Origin of the sequence: Thermoanaerobacter ethanolicus JW 200 (assembly GCF_003722315.1) — a bacterium.
Lineage (GTDB): Bacteria > Bacillota > Thermoanaerobacteria > Thermoanaerobacterales > Thermoanaerobacteraceae > Thermoanaerobacter > Thermoanaerobacter ethanolicus.
In genome coordinates this window covers 290,201-309,406 of sequence record NZ_CP033580.1, presented here as the reverse complement: position 1 = coordinate 309,406, position 19,206 = coordinate 290,201, and the positions used below count along the sequence as shown (strand labels likewise).

Below are 19,206 nucleotides of genomic sequence, written 5' to 3'. Positions count from 1 at the left end.
AAGAGTTGGGGTGGGTATTTTTCTGAATGCCTACCCTTTAGTTTTAAACTGAAGCATATAATCGTCGTGACATCTTGCAGAAATTTTGTGATATAATTTATATGCTTTTATTCTTATGCTCCTTTTATAGCAGGCATTTAGAATAAGTTCACTATTTTTTATGAATGATTTTTTATCCACCTCACCACTTTGTAATTTTTCATTTTCGCTTTGCTCAAAACAAAAATTAGCCTTATGAAATCAGGGTCTTTTGGCTTCGTTCATTCGAAAAAAGAATTAATTATTTTTTAAAGAGGCGATAATAATGCCTAAAGAAAATGAAATTTGTGTTGTAGATAGTAGTCTATTGAAGATTTGGCAAAGGACTTATTTAAAGATGAATAAAGATGGATAAATGTTAAAAAAGTGCATAATTTGAAGGAGAGGTTTTAGCTATGTACAAGAAGAGATTACTGTTGCCCTTTATATTAATACTATTTGCATTTATATTGACAGGCTGTACAATATTTGACAATACATCTACTCATGAAGTTCAACAACTTTTACAGGATGAGGGGACAAAAAGCCAGCAAGAAACAGTTAAAAAATCCGAAACAGATAGTTTAACAATAAATTATATAGACGTAGGACAAGGAGACAGTATATTTATACAAACTCCATCAGGCAAAACGATATTAATAGATGCAGGAACGCCTGAAATGGGCAGTGAAGTTGAAAATTACATAAAAAGCCGCGGAATCAATAAAATTGATATACTTATCGGAACTCACCCTCATAATGACCACATAGGTGGTATAGTAGAAGTTATAAAAACCTTTAAAATAGGAAAGTTTTATATGCCTAAAGTAACGACGACAACAAGGACATTTGAAGAAGTTCTAAAGGCAGCAAAATCAAAAGGACTTTCGATAAATGTTGCAAAAGCAGGAGTAGTAATTGACCTTGGAGATGGCATAATTGCAAAAATGCTTGCGCCAAATAGTTCCCATTACGAGGACTTAAATAATTATAGTGCAGTAGTAAAAATTACGTATGGTAATACCTCTTTTTTGTTTACAGGAGATGCTGGTGAACAATCTGAAAAGGAAATGCTGAGTGAAGGATATAATTTAAAAGCTGACGTATTAAAAATTGGGCATCATGGCAGTTCTTCAGCTTCTACGTGGGCATTTTTAAAGGCAGTACATCCTAAATATGCTGTTATATCTTGCGGTAAATACAATGACTATGGTCATCCCCACAAAGAAACAATGAAAAAGCTTAGGTCATTAGGAATAATAGTATATAGAACAGATGAATGTGGGACTGTAATTGCAGTAAGTGATGGCAAAACTATAAATTTTAATGTAGAGCCGGGGGATTATTTGTCGGGAAGTGAGATTAAAAGATAATTTACGATCATCCGCCGAGAACGCTTTCCAATTTATTGAGAGATGAAAGGCGGTAAAAAATGTGATAAAATAAAGTAGAGTTAAAACAGGAAGGAGGTGAGAAAAATGGAAGTAACAAGAGTTATAGTATTTCAACTTTCTCACTGCAGCAGAGAACACAGAATAATATTGGGACATTTAACATACTCAGCATCAAAACTGTGGAACGTCGCAAACTACGCTGTTCAGAACAGAGAAATATCAGTAAATCAGTTAGAAAAGTGCTTAAAGGATAATTTCTGGTATAAAAACTTGCATTCACAATCTGCACAAGCAATACTGCAAAAACTACAGATAGCTTGGAAGAATTTTTTTGATGGATATACTAAAAAGCCGAAGTATCAACCCAAAAACGGGCATATCCCTGTAAGATGGAAGAAAAATGGCATAAAAATAATTAATAACAAAATCAGACTATCATTGTCCACACAAACAAAGCAATATTTAAAAGAAAAGTACGGTATTGAGTCCAAATATCTATGGATAGATTTACCGAAAAATCTATCGCTCAATACTGTACAGGAAATTGAAATTGTTCCAAAAACTTTGTATGGACATACTACATATTTTGTTCATATCGTTTATAAAAAAGATATACCAGAAGTCGAACCTGCAGATAAAAAAATGATGGGAATAGATTTTGGAATAAAGAATTTTGCAGCAATAGTTATAGAAGAAAATCCAGAAACATTTATTATTGATGGCGGTTATCTTATCTCAAGATTAAGATTATTAGCCAAGGAAAAAGCGAGAATCCAATCTGTAATTTCAAAACAAGGATACAAAACATCGTATAAGCTTCACAATTTAATAATCAAAGAGAAGAACTTTGTAAAAGACTACATACATAAAGTTTCAAGGTATATAATAGAACTGGCGAGGCAGAACGGAGTAAGCAAAATAATAATAGGTGGAATGAGTGACGGAATAAGAGATATGGATATAGGACATAAGAATAACGAGAAACTGCACAAAATACCATTTGGTAGATTGTTTGATATGATAAAATACAAAGCTAGAGAATATGGGATAGAGGCAAAAAAAGTAGAAGAAGCATATACTTCTCAAACATGTTCTGTATGCGGTATAGTGGAGAAGAATAATCGCATATACAGAGGATTATATGTTTGCAGTAGGTGTAGGACAGTAATGAATGCAGATATAAACGGTGCAGTGAACATATTAAAGAGAGTAACCCTGAATCCGAGATTGGATAGGGGTAGAGGGTTTGGCAACCCCAAGCGAATAAGGGTAGCATAGACTATCAATCTTCGCTTAAAGAACCTCTCCACTTTAGTGGAGAGAGTGTGTCAGTTTAATACATTGCATTTATAAAGTGATATGATATAATAAAAGCATTGAAACCAGTTGAAATAAATTTTTAGGAGGATTATTATGGCTACAGTAAAACCCTTTAAGGCAATAAGGCCTGCACCAGGATTGGCAAATAAAATAGCGTCCTTGCCTTATGACGTCGTAAATACCGAGGAAGCGAGGAATTTGGCGAAAGATAATCCTTATTCATTTCTTCATGTGGATAGAGCAGAAATAGATTTAGCTCCTTCTATAAATCCTTACGATGAAATAGTTTATGAAAAAGCGAGAGAAAATTTTGACAGAATGCTTAAAAAAGGGCTGTTAATAAAAGATAATGAGGAGAACTATTACATCTATAGAGAAATAATGAATGGCAGGAGTCAAGTGGGATTGGTAGCGACTGTTTCGATTGATGAGTATTTAGAAAGAATAATTAAAAAGCATGAGCTTACTCTGCCGGAGAAAGAACAGGATAGAATAAATCACATGGATTACTGTGATGCTCACACCAGTCCAGTTTTTTTAACGTACAAAGCCAATCAAGAGCTTAAAAAGTTGTTAAATAGCTGGATGGGGAGCAAAGATCCTATATATGATTTTACATCAGAGGATGAAATAAGACATACAGTATGGATTATAGATGACAAATCTTTAATAAATAAAATTACTTCTGTTTTTAAGGAAATAGACTATCTTTACATTGCAGATGGACATCATCGGGCTGCTGCTTCTGTAAAAGTAGGCTTAAAGAGGCGAGAACAAAATCGTGATTATAAAGGAGATGAGGAGTTTAACTATTTTTTAGCAGTGTTAGTGCCCAATGATGAAGTTTTTATCATGCCATATAATAGAGTGGTAAAGGATTTAAACGGCTATTCCGAAAGTGAATTTATCGAAAAAATAGAAGAGAAATTTGAAGTAGAGAAATGTAATGAAGGTCAGCCTTTCAATCCTTCGCAAAAGCACACTTTTGGCATGTATCTATCAGGAAATTGGTACAAACTTACTGCCAAAGAAGGTACTTTTAATCCATCGGATCCGATAGAAAGTTTAGATGTATCCATCTTACAAAAAAATCTTTTGGATCCTATTTTGGGAATAAAAGATCCGAGAACTGACAAAAGGATTGATTTTGTAGGAGGAATTAGAGGCTTAGAAGAATTAGAAAGAAGAGTTAAGGAAGACATGAAAGTAGCTTTTTCTATGCACCCGACAACAGTTGAAGATTTAATTGCTGTTGCCGACGGGGGAATGATAATGCCTCCTAAGTCTACCTGGTTTGAGCCTAAACTAAGAAGCGGATTATTTATTCACGAATTGAGCTAAAAGCACCTTTTCATTTTAAGGTGCTTTTTATTTTTTAAGTGAAAAAGTTCTATTATTTAAAAATTTGTACTAATATATATTGAAGGATAATTTAGGGGAGCTGGTTATATGAAAATAAAACAAAAAGCACTATTGGGTTTAGCTATAATTGTAATTATCGGTTTAGTGCTTTATCTTTTGCCTGAAGAGAGTCAACTTACATCTTACACAATTGAAGCAAAATATGATGACCAAAATAAAATAATTTATGCTACTCAAACAGTAAAATATATAAATACTAATGATATTCCTTTAAAAGAAATATACTTTCATTTATATCCAAATGCTTTCAAGACACAAGAGAATTTGCCTTTTACGAAGGGAGAGCTCCCTTTTGCCTATCCTGATGGTTTTCAACCGGGATTTATAGAGATTGAAAAAGTTACTTTTGATAAAGACATTCCAGCTACTTACGAATTGGAAGAACCTAATGAGGAAATTTTAAAAATAAATTTGCCTAAAGAATTAAAAAAAGGAGAAACAATAGAAATCAATATGACCTACAAAGTACAAATTCCACCTTGTAGAAGTAGATTTGGCTATGGGAACAATACCGTACAGATAGGAAATTGGTATCCTATACTCTCTGTATATGATAAAAATGGCTGGAATAATGATCCGTACTACATTTTTGGAGATCCTTTTTATAGTAATATAGCAAATTACAAAGTAAAATTGTCAGTACCTAAAAACATGATAGTTGCTTCCACTGGAGAAATAAAAGAAGAGAAAAACTATGGAGATTCCAAAGAATTAGTTATTGAAGCACAAAAAGTAAGGGATTTTGCTATGGTGTTAAGTACGAAATTTAAGATAGCAGAGCAACAGGTAGATGGCATAAAAGTTAAATCCTATTATTTTACGGAAGGATATGGAGACAAAGCTCTTAAATTTGCTGTAGATGCAATTAAGTTTTACAATGATTATATTGGCAAGTATCCTTATAAACAATATTCTGTTGTACAGACTGATTTTTACATGGGAGGCATGGAATATCCTAATCTTGTAATGATATCAAAAGATTTGTACACAAAAGCTAATTTGTTTCATTTAGAATATGTAATTGCTCACGAGACTGCTCATCAATGGTGGTATGGTGCTGTGGGAAACAACCAAATAAAAGAATCTTGGCTGGATGAGGGATTGACGGAGTACACTACAATTATGTATATAGAAAGGTATTACGGTAAGGCAACAGCTGATGAGATTTATAGGCTTGTTATAGAGGGAGAATTTAATAAATTTCTAAATACCAATTCAGATATTTCTTTTGCTAAGACTTTGGCAGATTTTAAAGAGTGGAAGGAGTACACTAATATAGCTTATAACAAAGGAGCAATGGTATTTTATAATCTGAGGAATCTGGTAGGTGACGAAGAATTCAAAAAAGTGCTTCAAAATTATTACGATAAATACAAATATAAAATTGCCACTACGCAAGACTTAATTGACGTAGTGGACAGTGTGACAGGCAAAGATACAGGTGGATTTTTCCAAGAGTGGTTCTATTAAATTATCATTTTTCGTTTTAGTCTTATATCTTCACCGTAGAAATTAAGCAATTTAAAATGGCCGAATATTCGTGAATAAATTCTTTCGGGATAAATTGCCATTATTTCTGATAGAGGTAAATTTGTAGAAATAATAAATTTTTTGCCAAGCAACAATCTTGTATTTAAAATATTAAAAAATTCCTGCAAACTAAAAGCAGTTATAGATTCTGTTCCCAAATCGTCGATTATAAGGAGGTCACATTCTTTTAACAATTCCAAATATTCATTATAACTACTGCCATCAGCATTAAGCTTGTTTATTCTCAAACCTTCAATTAAATCTGGCGCTGTTCGATATATCACACTTTTACCTCTATCTAATAATTCCTTTGCTATACAATTAGCAAGGAATGTTTTACCAAGACCCGAGTCTCCATAGAAAAAAAGACTTTCAGCGGTAGTATCAAAATTTTTTATAAAATTAAGAGAAAACTCTACAATATTTTTCATGTTGCTTCTTGGGGAAGGCTTATCTCCATAGGGTTTGTCTGAATAATATTCGAAATTAAAATTAGAGAAATTTTCTTTTTTAAGTATTTCGGCTATACTTGATTGTTTATAATAAATATTTATAAGCTTTTGGTCAAAACATTTACATCGCTTTCCATTTACATATCCTGTATCTTTGCATATGTTGCATTCGTATTTAGGTTCTAGATAATCTTCAGGGTATCCATTAGATTCTAAGAGATAAGCCTTCTTCTTTTTTAATTTATTTAACCTCTCTTTTAAAAGATTTAAAAGTTCTCTTCCCTTTTCAGGTTCTTTAAAAATTGATTGAGTTATTTCGATTCCTACGTTCTTAATCTCTTCCTCAATTTTTTCAAGTTCAGGAATTTTTTTATAAAGTTTGTTTTTACGGTAAAGGGCTTCTTGCAAAGCCTTATCTCTTTTCATTTCATATTCTTTAAGGATTTCATGGATGATGTTTTCATTCATTTAATTCACCCCTTGAATGGGCTAAAAGCTTTTTCTCCAAATCTTCTATGTCGTAACTTCTCTGAGAGTAGCTGTTGAAGTAGTTTTTAGGAGCTTTAAAACCTGAGGTAACAGGAGTTTTTTTCTTTGTAGAGGACTTTTTATTTTCTAAATCTTCTACTGTTCTTATACCTTCATTAAACCAGTTGATTAGTATTTTATTTATATAAGGGAAACTGGGTTCATTCAATTTAAGAGTACATTCGTTGCAGGCTTTTATTATCACATCTACATCAAAACCTAAATCGTCCATCCAGCGGTCCATCATCTCTTTGTGGGATTCCATTAATTCATCCTCTTTAAGGCCTAAAGCATTTAAAATCTTTCTATAATTTTGCCATCTTTTGTTTTCTGCTTTTAAGTATTCTTCTACATCTAATGCGGTTTTAAGACCTGCGTCATGCCAGGCTATTGCTACCTTTTCCATATATCTTAAAGAAGTTTTGTTTTTAGAAGCGCAATAACTTACTAACATCGTTATTATTTCCAAGGAAAAGCCGTATTCATCTATCCAGCTTAAATATGTTTCCATTTCTGTGGGGGTTAAAGGCCTTCCCAAAGTCAATTCAATTGCTTCAAACATTTGTTTTACTTGAGGGTCCTGTAAGGACACGCTGTGATTTGAGGTTGGTTGTGGAATAACCGGGAGATATTCAACTGTGTATTCACCATCTATGTATTTTAATTTAACTAAGCCTGATTTTTCCCAATACTTCAAAGCTCTGTCAATTTCTATATCTGACATAAATAATTTATCTACTAAAGTTTTCAAAGGTATTTCATTGCCATAATAGCAATATTTCAATCCCAAAATATATACTTTGACATATTCGCCTGGGGCATCCAACATGAAATGATTTATAAAATAATTGCTGATGGGAGTACTTCCCCAATCGTCATTTTCGTTTAAAAATCTAAAAACGCTCATCCTCCCCACCTCGAATATATTATAACACAGCGAAATAGCCTCTTCAATTGAAAAGAATTTAACATAATTATCGGAATATTTGAGTATATTGTTAAATTAAATAAGTATATATAGGAATATTAGTTTGAAGTATAACATACAATATAGAAAGATGCTAAAAATTTCATTAATTAAAATTTGGTTTTACAAAAAAGTATGGTATAATTAAAAAAGATTAACAGAAGAAAGGAGAATACTATGGGGAAGGTGGGGGATAAAAGCTATAAGTTTTTTCTTGGTTTATTAAAGACTTACAAGAACAATATTATAGCTTTTGTGGTAGCACTGTCCATAGGTCTTTCTTTTATTGTATATGAAGAAGGATTTGCCTACAAGATAACAGTAGATGGTGAAACTATTGGAATTACCAAGAATATAGATGAGGTAAAAAGTTTTATAGAAGAATTACATAAAAAAGAAAAGCAAAAGACAGGAACGGATATAGTTTTAAATCAGCAAATAAAATTTGAAAGGGTAAGAGTATCAAATAAAGAGTTGACAGATGTACATAAAATTTATGCTAATTTGGAAAATGCTATGAGTTTTAGCTGCAAAGCTGCTGCCATAATAGTAGATGGCAAGTTTGTGACTGCGTTAAAAAATGAAGAAGAGGCAAATAAGGTTCTTGAAATGTTAAAGAATAAATACGCAAGGGATTCTGATAGAACATATTTTAAAGAGGATGTCAAAATTGAAGAAAAGTACATACCTCCAAAATATTTAGTAAGCTTTGAGGAAGCGTTAAAAATATTGCAACAACCTGTAAAAAAAGCTGTTACATACACTGTAAAAGAAAACGATAGTTTGTGGTCTATTGCAAGAGACCACGACATGTACATTGATGATATTTTAAAATTAAATCCTGGCCTTACAGAAAATTTAAAACCAGGACAAATAATATATTTATCTTCTGCTGTACCTAATGTCACGGTTGTTACTGAAAAGAGAATAGTTTACAAAGAGGAAATACCTTTTGAGACAAAGCTTACTAAAGATGACAAACTGTATACCAATCAGTCTAAAGTGTTAGTAGAAGGTAAAAAAGGCTTGAAAGAGGTAACTGCTGTTGTTGTAAGTTACAATGGCATTGAGGTTTCAAAAAAAATAAAGAACGAAAATGTCCTTGAAAATCCTATCAACAAAATAGTTGCCGTAGGTTCAAAAAGAATATCTTATGTTGCTACAGGGTCTTTTAATTATCCTGCGAGAGGTACAATAACCTCACGATTTGGTCCTAGATGGGGGAGTTTTCATACGGGAGTTGATATAGCAGCTTCAGAAGGAACTCCTATCTATGCTGCAGATGCAGGAACTGTTATATTTTCTGGTTGGGAAAGTGGCTATGGCTATTTAGTGAAAATTGACCATCACAATGGTTATGTTACTTATTACGGACACGCTAGTAAACTCCTTGCTAAGAAAGGCGATAAAGTGGCGAAAGGACAAAAAATTGCTTTGGTAGGTTCGACAGGTCGTGCAACAGGGTCTCATCTCCACTTTGAAGTTAGAAAAAATGGCGTTCCAGTTAATCCTTTATCATATTTAAATAGATGAAATTGTGACAAGCCCTATGGAGGGCTTTCAGACTGTAGACAAACTTTCGTAAAGGAGATATTTTGCATAAGGAGCGACTTGTTACAAAGCGGTAACAAAACTTAGCAAGACCGAGGGTGGAGGCAGGGCCGAAGCCATGGATGGCGAAGGCGGGCACCTGAGGCAAGGAGGCCGATTGTGCCCGGTACCCTGCCGGAGCCCGAAGGTCGAGCTTTAGTTTTGTCGCTTTGGAACATCGGAGCGACGATGCAAAATATCTCCTTTGAATATTTTTTAACTTTGTCAACAAACTGCAAGCCCTATGGAGGGCTTTTTATTTTTGTAGGGTTGCTACAAGTATTTATGAATGTTATAATACAGTTGTAATTATATTTGTCAAAAAAACCTGTATCGCTTCATACATATAAAAGCCTCTACATATAAATTACATACGGGGTTTTAAATGTATGTGAGGTGATACAGGATGAAAAAGAAAATTATTGTTTTTGCTATTGCACTTATTTTGTTCATTTCTCTTTATTATGCTAACAAAATTATGGTGGCTTCCTATCCTTATGTGAGAGAAATAAAAGAAAATAGTTTAACAGATAATGTAAAAGATTACAAAACAACACAAAGTGAGCACTTTATAGTGCGATATACCATGCCAGATGAAAAATACGTTTCTCTTGTTTTAGAAATTGCAGAAAAACATTATGATAGTGTTACTAAAGATTTAGATTACAAACCACCTGGTAAAACCGTCATTATAATGTACCATGACCCTGAAAAAATGAACACAGATTTTTCACTTGCAAAAGGGGATACTGCGATGGGGCTTTATTTAAATGGAGTCATAAGCATAGTATCACCTGAATTGTGGATTAGTCCTACAGAAGACCTAGAAAAAGTCTTTGAGCATGACGGACCGATTGTACACGAATTTGCCCACCTTGTTGTAGATGATATTGCGAGAGGCAATTACCCCGTATGGTTTACAGAAGGTATAGCCCTTTTGGAAGAATATCGAGAAAACGGTTTTGTCTGGGGTGAAGGTGTAACAGGTGATAAACCCTATTCCCTCAAAGAGTTGACTTATAACTTTAACCAATTAGATGAGACATTGGCCTATAAAAGGTCTTTTGAAATAGTAAAAGCCATAAGTGATAAATATGGGATGCAAAGCATAAGAGATATTTTAAAATATTTGGGGAGAGGGTTAAGTTTAAGTGAGAGTTTTTATAAAGTTACAGGACAAGATTTAGAGAAATTTATAGATTCAGTGAAATAAAGCAAGGAGAGTGTTGCTCTTCTTGCTTTAACCCTATAAAAAGACAAGGGGGAAGTAAAATGAGTTACAGAATACTGATAGTTGATGATGAGAAGCCTATAGTTGAGATAATCAAATACAATCTGGAAAAAGAGGGATACATAACTTATGAAGCTTATGATGGGGAAGAGGCTTTAAAAATAGCAAAAGAGCAAAATCCAGATTTGATAATACTTGATGTGATGTTGCCTAAATTAGACGGTTTTTCAGTACTAAGGACTCTAAGGCAATCGATGACTATACCTATTTTGATGTTGACGGCTAAAGAGGAAGAAGTAGACAAAGTATTGGGACTGGAATTGGGAGCTGATGACTACATAACGAAACCTTTTTCTATAAGAGAACTCATAGCACGAGTAAAAGCTAATTTAAGGAGAATTAGTTTAAATGGAAACGAGTCTGGGAATATCATTTACGTAAAAAATTTAAAAATTGACATGTCGAAATATAAAGTAGAAAAAAACAATAAAGAGATAGAACTTACCTCCAGAGAATTTGAACTTTTGAGATTTCTCATTTTAAACAAGGGGCTTATTTTTTCACGCGAAATGCTATTGGAAAAGGTATGGGGTTATGAATATCTGGGTGATATTAGAACAGTAGATGTCACCATAAGAAGACTGAGAGAAAAAATTGAAGATGACCCCAGTAACCCCAAGCTTATTCACACAAAAAGAGGGGTTGGTTACTATTTTAGCGATGAGAAGCAGATTTAAAAGCATTCAATGGAAAATAATTCTCATATATACTTTGTTAATACTTGTAGCAATGGAAATCATATGGGTATATCTTTATAAATCTCTTGAAAATTACCACATGAATAACTTTGACAATTACCTTGAAGCGCAAGCACGAGGTATTTCTTTTACCCTTAAAGACAACATGGATGCAAAAAGCTTAAAAAATGTGATAAATATGTACATGGGTCCTAATTCAAACGTAAAGTATGTGTATATTTTGGATAATAAAGGAAATATTTTAGCTAGTTCAACTGGGGATAGGGGTAAAATGATGACTCCTGCTATTGTCAAAGCCCTATCAGGAGAAATCGGAAGTGAAGTGACTGATGATTATAATTCTACTGGAAAAATAAAAAGCTTTGCCATGCCAGTTTATAATAGCGATGGTAAAATAAATGGAGTTGTGTATATTAGCGGTTCTTTAAATGGAATATATGAGACTTTATGGGATGTCAATTTGATTCTTTCGAGTGCTACTCTTTTTGCTGTTGGAATTACTATGGTGCTTGGATATATTTTGTCCAAGACTATAACTGACCCCATCAAAGAAGTGACAAAATATGCTCAAAAGATGGCAGAAGGTAATTTTGATGTGACGATAAAGATAAAATCTAATGATGAAATAGGAAAATTAGGTGAAATGTTTAATTTTTTATCTTTGCGGTTAAAACAGACTTTAAATGATATTCAAGGTGAAAAAAACAAAATAGAAGCTATTATACAATTTATGACCGATGGTGTTGTGGCAACAGATGCAAAAGGCAACATAATCCACTATAATGAGGCTGCCGAGAAAATGTTAAATGTGAAGCTGGAATTAGGAATGCCAATAGAGGGAATACTAAATTTAGAAAAAGAAGATGCAGTAGCGACAATGAATTGCGGAAACAAGGTTTTAACAGTTAACATAGCTCCGCTAAAAAGCAATCAACAAATAGAAGGATATGTTTATGTACTTCACGATATCACGGAGCAACACAAATTGGATGCCATGAGGAAGGAGTTTGTGGCAAATGTCTCTCATGAACTTAGAACTCCTCTTGCCACCATAAAAAGCTATGTTGAAACTCTTCTTTACAGCGACGTAGATGCTGAATATTTAAAGAGATTTTTAAAAATAATAGATTCAGAAACTGACAGAATGACACGTCTTGTAAAAGATTTACTTCTTTTATCTAAAATGGATTCTGAAGAGAAAAACCTCAAATTTGAGCATAAAAATTTAAATGAAGTAATAATTGACGTAATAAATAGACTTTCTATTGAAGCTCATAAAAAAAATCAGAAACTTATCGTCGACCTTCAAGAAGTACCAAGGCATGTGTATATTGACAAAGATAAAATGGAACAAGTTATAGTGAACCTAGTAACCAATGCTATAAAATACACTCCAGAAAACGGAATGATAAAAGTTATGACAGAATACGATGAAAATTTTGCAACCTTCATTGTGGAAGACAACGGTATAGGAATTCCTAAAGAAGACCTGCCTCGAATCTTTGAAAGGTTTTACAGAGTAGATAAAGCCAGATCCAGAGAGCTTGGAGGTACAGGTTTGGGGCTTTCTATTGTAAAACAAATTGTAGAACTTCACAAAGGAGAAGTAAACATAGAAAGCGAAGTAGGAAAAGGCACTATAGTGAGGGTTAAACTGCCATACCAGTAAATTCGTAATAATAATTTAATATTACTGTAACAATATTGTAATAATAGTACTGTATAATAAAACCATAAAGGAGAAGGAGGGATATCCTTGAAAAAAATAGTTGCTTTATTTGTAGCAGTGATGATGTTTATGGCTCTTTTTATGTCATATGGATATGCAGATGACCTCATAAAAGTTAAAACTAATATAAACGATGTAAAAACGGACAACAAATATTTTATAATTTCTGGGAGTGGACAACCTAATACTACTGTAGAGCTTATCTTAAACGATAATTTAAGCGACAAATGGGTAATTGGCGATACAATGCTTTTCGCAAAATTATTGACTTTAAGCTATGGAGATAATTATATAGTAATAAAAGCTTATAAAGACGACCAATTGCAAATAATAAAAGGCCATGTGATACTTACAAAAAAGGATGGGATTTTGCAAATAACAATTACTGCCATTGAGGATATAATAAAATCTCTTTTAAAATAGAGGTCTTGAAGGATGAGGGAGAAGATTAAGTCACTGCTATTGTTTTTTCTTGTTTTAACTAGCGTGTATTTAACTTATAAACTGTGGATATCCTTTCCGCAAAATGAATTATCATTTATTAATAAAAAGTCCACAAATACAAAGGTGGACATTTTTCGTATAATAAGGCCAGAATACACTTTTGTGGGTTTGCAAGGAAAAGTGTACTTAGTATCAGATGGTAATCTTTCCTTTTCTTTATGGAAAAAAACAACGGATTTTATTAGTTCAAATAAAGAAGAAAAAATAAATGTGGTCGATGAGAATAGTTGGGAAAACGCACAAAAAGGTACGTTTATGCGGTTTTTAATGGGAAAAAGTGCAAATGGTGACTTGTTAAAAGATATTTTTAGCAACAGAGATAGCTGGTCTAGAAAAATAAATAGCAATGTATATGTAAAAGAGATTATCGTTAACATAGACAAAAATCAAATTTTTGTGAAGGATGCAGCCAATAAAAAATTTTATAGTTTCAATTATTCAGAGATGGAGGATTTAAAAAACATTATAAAGAATTTCCCTAAAGATGAGGTCAGTGTGTGTGAATCTGTTTATGAGGAAGGCAATGCATATTTTGAAAAAAACGTGTACATACCTTCTCTAACGTTTTCGATAAAAAAAATATATAGTAAAGAAACAAATTTTGAATCTGACCCCCATTTTCTAGAAAAATTTTTTACGAATATCTCTGTTGTAAGAAAAATTACCGAGAATAACGGATGTACTGTTTATACCGACGGTTTAAAAAGTCTGCGCTTATATCAAAATGGGTATATAGAATTTTATGACACTGTTTCTGAAGCTTCTCCCACTGATAAAATTTTTGCACTGAGAAAATCTGTCGTCTTTTTGGAGGAAATAGGGATAAAAGTTGACGATATTTATCTGATGGATTTCAAAGAAGAAAAAGGGGAATATAATTTTTATTTTAATTATATATTTGATTATCCTCTTCGAATTTTGCAAAAAGAAATGCTGGATTTTCCAATCGAAATAAATATTTCAAATGGCAATATTAAATATGCACGAGTTTTGTATTTAGATTTGATGAGTAATGGAAGTTATTTAATTTCTCATGCAAAATTGAAGCAACCTCTTGCAATGGGATTAAAAGAGATAAACTGGCGAGAACCGCTTTCTGATTTAAAAATAGGTTATGCGTATTATGAGGGACAATTTATCCCTGTTTGGATTGGAGAAAGTAACAATAAAGTGTTTTTTATAAACATATTTAATGGAAAGTTGATTTACAATGGGGTATAAATTATGAACTGGTCTAAAGCAAAGACAGTGCTGATAATCACCTTTGCGATTTTGAATGTTCTTTTATATCTAACTATTGCTAAAATTAATAAACCGCAACCCCAGCTTTTATCAAGGCAAGATTTGTATTCAATAGAGGAAGTCTTATTGCAAAACAACATAATTTTGAAAACTACAATTCCGCAAGAGACAGAGCCAATGCCTCTTGTTAAGGTAACGAGAGAAATATTTGATGAAAGTTTTGTTTTAGAAAATTTTATTAAAAGTCAAAAATATGAAAAATACAAAGAAAATAGATATACAATTTTTAAATTTGAAGATAAAACTATCAAAGTAGATGGCATTAGTTTTTATTATTTTGAAAAGAACGATAAATTTAAAGATATGTCTTCTTCTCAAAAGGAAGAGTATGTACAGAATTTTATAAATAATTATCATTTTAAAGAAATAAATGTACAAGTTGAAAAAATTTCTCAAGGTAAAGAGGTAAAGATAAAGTATTTTCAAACCTATAAGGATTACTTCATAGATGGCGGATGGATGGAAGGGAAAATAGATGACAAAAGCTTTGAATTTTCAAAGTCTTGGTTTGGTTCTGTTGTGATGGAAAAGGCGAAAAAAGAGGTGATAAATGCGGCTTATGCTCTTTTGAAGCTTGTGGAGATAAAGACGGATGCAAAACCTATGGTTGTAAAAGAAATAAAATTAGGCTATTATTTTAACTGGAGCAGTGCTACTAAAGGAGAAGCAGTACCTGTTTGGAGGATAACTACTCAGGATGGCAACAGATATTACATAAACGCTTATACGGGAAATTTTGAGGAAGGTAAATAATACCACCTTCTTCTTCTTTTTTTTAACCCTTAAATACTTGTAAAATATTTTAAATTGTATTAAAGTATATATTGTGATACTGTTTAAGTTTAATTTATTTTATTGATTTGAAGGGAAGATTGAAGAATGGAAAAGTTTATAATAAAAGGAGGAAAGCCCCTTAAAGGAAGTATACAGATAAGTGGCGCTAAAAACTCTGCTGTTGCAATCCTTCCCGCAGCCCTATTGGCTGATACTCCGAGTGTGATAGATAATTTGCCTGATATAAAAGATATAGAATTATTAGTCCAGATGATACGCCATCTGGGAGGAAAAGTAGAAAAGAAAAAACACGAAGTAGTAATTGCCCCTGAAGGGCTTAATTCCTTTTACCCCCCTCGAGATTTAGCAAGCCAGATGAGGGCTTCTTATTATCTTATAGGTGCACTTTTAAGTAGATTTAATGAGGCAGTAATAGCTATGCCAGGTGGGTGCAATATTGGTGTAAGACCTATTGATCAGCATATTAAAGGGTTTGAAGCTTTAGGCGCGGAGACTACTATAGAACATGGACTTATAAGGATTAAAGCTGATAAATTAGTAGGGAATCATATATATTTTGATGTGGCGAGTGTAGGTGCTACTATAAATTTGATGTTGGCAGCAGTTAAAGCTGAAGGGGTAACGATATTAGAAAACTGTGCAAAAGAGCCCCATGTAGTTGATGTAGCAAACTTTTTAAATGCCATGGGAGCGAATATCAAAGGTGCTGGTACAGATACTATTAAGATAACAGGCGTAGACAAGCTTCACGGATGTCACTATACTATTATTCCTGACCAAATAGAAGCAGGAACTTACATGGTGGCAGCTGCCGCAACTAAAGGTGATGTGTATATAAAAGGAGTAATTCCAAATCACTTAGAAGCAATTGTTGCAAAACTTGCAGAAATGGGCGTCATTGTTGAAGAATACGATGATGTGATAAGAGTAAGAAGAGAAGGACCTTTAAAACATGTTGATATAAAAACTTTACCTTATCCTGGCTTTCCAACAGATATGCAACAGCCCTTTGCGGTGCTTTTGGCTTTGGCTGATGGCATAAGTGTCATTACTGAAAATATATATGAAAATAGATTTAAATATTTAAATGAGTTAAAGAAAATGGGAGCGAAAGTAAGAGTAGAAGGAAGGACTGCAATAATTGAAGGCGTAGAGAAATTGACAGGTGCACCTCTTTATGCGACAGACTTAAGAGCAGGTGCAGCGATGGTTATAGCAGGGCTTGCTGCTGAGGGTACGACAGAGGTTATGGAGGTTTATCATATAGATAGAGGTTATGAAGCGATGGAAGTAAAGCTTCAACAACTAGGAGCTGATGTAGTAAGGGTAAAAGAGTAAAAAAGCTATAAAATTTTGAGTATAATGTGCTGCATAATATCTCATCCTATTTAGTGAGGTGATATTATGCAGCGTCAATTGAAGAGTTTTTTTGCTGTTGCAATTATAGTTTCTTTGGTTACCTCTTTAGTATTTGTATATATTGCACCAAAATATTTATGGGGTAAGGTTATTCCTATACCTTATCCTCCTTCTTCAGGAATAAAAACAGAAGTAGTGATACCAACAAAAGAATCTCCTACAATAGCGGAAGTAGTGGCAAAAAAGGATACTCCTGCTGTTGTGGGAATTACTACTGTAGAATTTCAAAGAGAGTATTATTTTATAGAAAAAGCTGTAGAAGGTGTAGGTTCAGGTTTTATTGTTAATCCAAATGGCTATATTATAACAAATAATCATGTAGCTAATGAAAAATCCAAAAATATAAAGGTATATTTAAGTAATGGCAGTATACTTCCGGGTAAAGTTTTATGGACTGACCCTGTTTTAGACCTTTCTATCTTAAAAATTGATGCAAAAGATTTACCAATTATACCTTTGGGAGATTCTGACAAGATATCGGTAGGGCAAACCGCAATAGCAATTGGAAATCCTTTAGGTCTTAGGTTTCAAAGGACGGTTACTTCTGGAATAATAAGCGCTTTAAATAGAAGCCTTCCCATTACTGAGGATGGAAAACCGCGAATCATGGAAGACTTGATACAGACAGATGCTTCTATAAATCCAGGGAATAGCGGAGGGCCTTTAGTGGATTCTCAAGGCTATGCAATTGGAATAAATACTGCGAAGGTAACAACTGCTGAAGGATTGGGCTTTGCTATACCTATAAATATTGTAAAGCCTATACTTAAGAAAGTGATAGAAACGGGTACATTTAAAGCACCTTATATTGGCATAGTTGCGTATGATAAAGAAATTGCCAGTTACATTTCCGCAGATGTTTATATATATGAGGGGATATATGTGGCAGATATTGATCCTAAAGGTCCTGCTTATAAAGCTGGCATTAAAAAAGGCTATATTATTTTGGAGATAGATGAAAGACCTGTAAATACTATGACAAGTTTAAAATGTATTATTTATGAAAAAAATCCAGGTGACAAAATAAAAGTTAAGTACCAAACCGTATCGGGAAAGACAGGATATACTACTATAACTCTCGGAGAATAGGAGAGGTTTTATGTTTGTTGTGTGTGAAAAGCATTTAGAGGATGCCATTGAAGAATTTGTCGAAGTGTACGAACAACCACCGGATATTTACAAATTGGATGAAGTTTCTTTTACTGATTGGCTGGTACCTCATAAATGTGATTTTTGCGATGAGCCACCTAAATATCTTGTAGTTTAAAAATGAGGGACTTAATAATGAAGATATATATAATAGCTGTTGGAAAAATAAAGGAGAACTATATAAGCGATGGAATAGTTTTTTATTTAAAAAAATTGCGCCCTTATTGTGAAATAGAAATTAAAGAAGTAGAAGAAGAAAAAGCTCCTCAAAATTTAAGTGAAAAAGAAAAAAAGGAGATTTTGCGTAAAGAAGGAGAAAGAGTTCTTTCTAAAATAAAAAAGGGAAGCTTTGTTGTTTCTCTTGCTATAGAAGGAAAAGAAATAGACTCATATAAATTTTCCCAATTTATAAAGGCGACTTTTCAATCTGGTTATAGAGAAATGACCTTTGTAATAGGTGGATCGTTGGGATTGTGGGAAAATATAAAGAAACAATCCCATTTAAATCTTTCTTTTTCTAAAATGACTTTTCCTCACCAGCTTATGAGACTTATACTTTTAGAGCAGATTTATTTAGCTTTTAGTGGAGAAAATCACTTGTGATAAGGTTCATTGTTTAAAATTTTATATGCCCTATATAACTGTTCAAAGAAAATAGTAGAAGTCAAACCTAAACTCATTTTCATGCTACTTATGCTTATGGTCTCATTACAATGAATTTCTTCATTTCCTATGATTATTAATATATCTGTTATTCCAGTAAGTTCAAACTCTTTTATTTTTTCTGCCAATTCCTCTGAAGACAAGGATTTACCTGCAGGTGATATTACTATTTTGTAATATTTATCCGTTTCTTGAAAAGGTAATTTTTGAGAATTTTTGTAGCTTGAAAAAGTGATATTGCAAAATCGGCTCAGCCTCTTTTGATATTCTTTTATTGCATCAGAATAAAACTTTTCTATTTTATTACCTGTAGCATAGACTTTGTAATTCATACAATCACTTCTCTTTTATTTGTTGATAGTAAATATTATAAAGTGATAAAATTATATTGTCAAAAATATTTGAAAATATGTTTTTCATTTGATACAATATACA

At 32.8% G+C, this 19,206-nt stretch carries 19 protein-coding genes; 15 read left to right on the top strand and 4 right to left on the bottom strand.

The genetic code is table 11. The annotated features are described in order from the left end of the window. Positions 1 to 30: 30 nt before the first annotated feature. Entirely contained in the window at positions 31 to 180 is a 150-nt protein-coding gene (locus tag EB239_RS14680) for a hypothetical protein (protein ID WP_208638261.1), read from the bottom strand. Positions 181 to 434: 254 nt separating this feature from the next. Here EB239_RS14680 and EB239_RS01560 point away from each other — a divergent pair, with 254 nt between their 5' ends. From EB239_RS01560 to EB239_RS01545, 4 genes are all read left to right on the top strand, one after another. Then, the gene (locus EB239_RS01560; protein ID WP_003870739.1) at positions 435 to 1,391 is read left to right on the top strand and encodes a ComEC/Rec2 family competence protein; all 957 of its coding nucleotides are present in this window, start codon (positions 435 to 437) and stop codon (positions 1,389 to 1,391) included. A 105-nt stretch (positions 1,392 to 1,496) separates the two neighbouring features. Beyond that, positions 1,497 to 2,690 (top strand): RNA-guided endonuclease InsQ/TnpB family protein, encoded by a 1,194-nt coding sequence (locus EB239_RS01555; RefSeq protein ID WP_003870740.1) that lies wholly within the window; start codon positions 1,497 to 1,499, stop codon positions 2,688 to 2,690. Positions 2,691 to 2,825: 135 nt separating this feature from the next. Then, positions 2,826 to 4,073 (top strand): DUF1015 domain-containing protein, encoded by a 1,248-nt coding sequence (locus tag EB239_RS01550; protein ID WP_003870741.1) that lies wholly within the window; start codon positions 2,826 to 2,828, stop codon positions 4,071 to 4,073. A 108-nt stretch (positions 4,074 to 4,181) separates the two neighbouring features. Beyond that, entirely contained in the window at positions 4,182 to 5,624 is a 1,443-nt protein-coding gene (locus EB239_RS01545; protein WP_003870742.1) for a M1 family metallopeptidase, read from the top strand. Here EB239_RS01545 and EB239_RS01540 read toward each other — a convergent pair. Together EB239_RS01540 and EB239_RS01535 are read right to left on the bottom strand one after the other, a co-directional pair. Further along, positions 5,621 to 6,604, bottom strand: a complete 984-nt coding sequence (locus tag EB239_RS01540; protein ID WP_003870743.1) for an ATP-binding protein — start codon at positions 6,602 to 6,604, stop codon at positions 5,621 to 5,623. The genes EB239_RS01545 and EB239_RS01540 overlap by 4 nt on opposite strands. Beyond that, entirely contained in the window at positions 6,597 to 7,571 is a 975-nt protein-coding gene (locus EB239_RS01535; RefSeq protein WP_003870744.1) for a DnaD domain protein, read from the bottom strand. The genes EB239_RS01540 and EB239_RS01535 overlap by 8 nt, the downstream gene beginning before the upstream one ends. Positions 7,572 to 7,808: 237 nt before the next feature. Here EB239_RS01535 and EB239_RS01530 point away from each other — a divergent pair, with 237 nt between their 5' ends. The 11 genes from EB239_RS01530 to rlmH all read left to right on the top strand — a co-directional run bounded on the left by EB239_RS01530 (position 7,809) and on the right by rlmH (position 18,711). Further along, the gene (locus EB239_RS01530) at positions 7,809 to 9,164 is read left to right on the top strand and encodes a peptidoglycan DD-metalloendopeptidase family protein (RefSeq protein ID WP_003870745.1); all 1,356 of its coding nucleotides are present in this window, start codon (positions 7,809 to 7,811) and stop codon (positions 9,162 to 9,164) included. Positions 9,165 to 9,627: 463 nt separating this feature from the next. Further along, the gene (locus EB239_RS01525) at positions 9,628 to 10,434 is read left to right on the top strand and encodes a peptidase MA family metallohydrolase (RefSeq protein WP_003870746.1); all 807 of its coding nucleotides are present in this window, start codon (positions 9,628 to 9,630) and stop codon (positions 10,432 to 10,434) included. Positions 10,435 to 10,493: 59 nt separating this feature from the next. Beyond that, complete coding sequence (locus tag EB239_RS01520; RefSeq protein ID WP_003870747.1) at positions 10,494 to 11,189, top strand: response regulator; 696 nt, start codon at positions 10,494 to 10,496, stop codon at positions 11,187 to 11,189. Continuing rightward, positions 11,173 to 12,879, top strand: coding sequence for an ATP-binding protein (locus tag EB239_RS01515; RefSeq protein WP_003870748.1), 1,707 nt, complete (start codon positions 11,173 to 11,175; stop codon positions 12,877 to 12,879). The genes EB239_RS01520 and EB239_RS01515 overlap by 17 nt, the downstream gene beginning before the upstream one ends. 87 nt (positions 12,880 to 12,966) lie before the next feature. After that, positions 12,967 to 13,362: a hypothetical protein gene (locus EB239_RS01510; RefSeq protein WP_003870749.1), complete on the top strand. Its 396-nt coding sequence runs from the start codon at positions 12,967 to 12,969 to the stop codon at positions 13,360 to 13,362. 12 nt (positions 13,363 to 13,374) lie between these two features. Continuing rightward, positions 13,375 to 14,664 carry a two-component system activity regulator YycH gene (gene yycH / locus EB239_RS01505; RefSeq protein WP_003870750.1) on the top strand — a complete coding sequence of 430 codons (1,290 nt, stop codon included), beginning with the start codon at positions 13,375 to 13,377 and terminating at the stop codon, positions 14,662 to 14,664. 3 nt (positions 14,665 to 14,667) lie between these two features. Further along, positions 14,668 to 15,498, top strand: a complete 831-nt coding sequence (locus tag EB239_RS01500) for a two-component system regulatory protein YycI (protein ID WP_003870751.1) — start codon at positions 14,668 to 14,670, stop codon at positions 15,496 to 15,498. Between the two features lie 126 nt (positions 15,499 to 15,624). Continuing rightward, the gene (locus EB239_RS01495) at positions 15,625 to 16,878 is read left to right on the top strand and encodes a UDP-N-acetylglucosamine 1-carboxyvinyltransferase (protein ID WP_003870752.1); all 1,254 of its coding nucleotides are present in this window, start codon (positions 15,625 to 15,627) and stop codon (positions 16,876 to 16,878) included. A gap of 66 nt (positions 16,879 to 16,944) precedes the next feature. Continuing rightward, positions 16,945 to 18,048, top strand: a complete 1,104-nt coding sequence (locus EB239_RS01490; protein ID WP_003870753.1) for a S1C family serine protease — start codon at positions 16,945 to 16,947, stop codon at positions 18,046 to 18,048. Positions 18,049 to 18,058: 10 nt separating this feature from the next. After that, on the top strand, positions 18,059 to 18,226 hold the full coding sequence (locus EB239_RS01485; protein WP_003870754.1) for a CxxH/CxxC protein: 168 nt from the start codon (positions 18,059 to 18,061) through the stop codon (positions 18,224 to 18,226). Positions 18,227 to 18,243: 17 nt separating this feature from the next. Then, positions 18,244 to 18,711: a 23S rRNA (pseudouridine(1915)-N(3))-methyltransferase RlmH gene (rlmH, locus tag EB239_RS01480; protein ID WP_003870755.1), complete on the top strand. Its 468-nt coding sequence runs from the start codon at positions 18,244 to 18,246 to the stop codon at positions 18,709 to 18,711. Here rlmH and EB239_RS01475 read toward each other — a convergent pair. Continuing rightward, entirely contained in the window at positions 18,702 to 19,103 is a 402-nt protein-coding gene (locus tag EB239_RS01475; RefSeq protein WP_003870756.1) for a 23S rRNA (pseudouridine(1915)-N(3))-methyltransferase RlmH, read from the bottom strand. The two genes, rlmH and EB239_RS01475, sit on opposite strands and share 10 nt — an antisense overlap. Positions 19,104 to 19,206 lie beyond the last annotated feature (103 nt).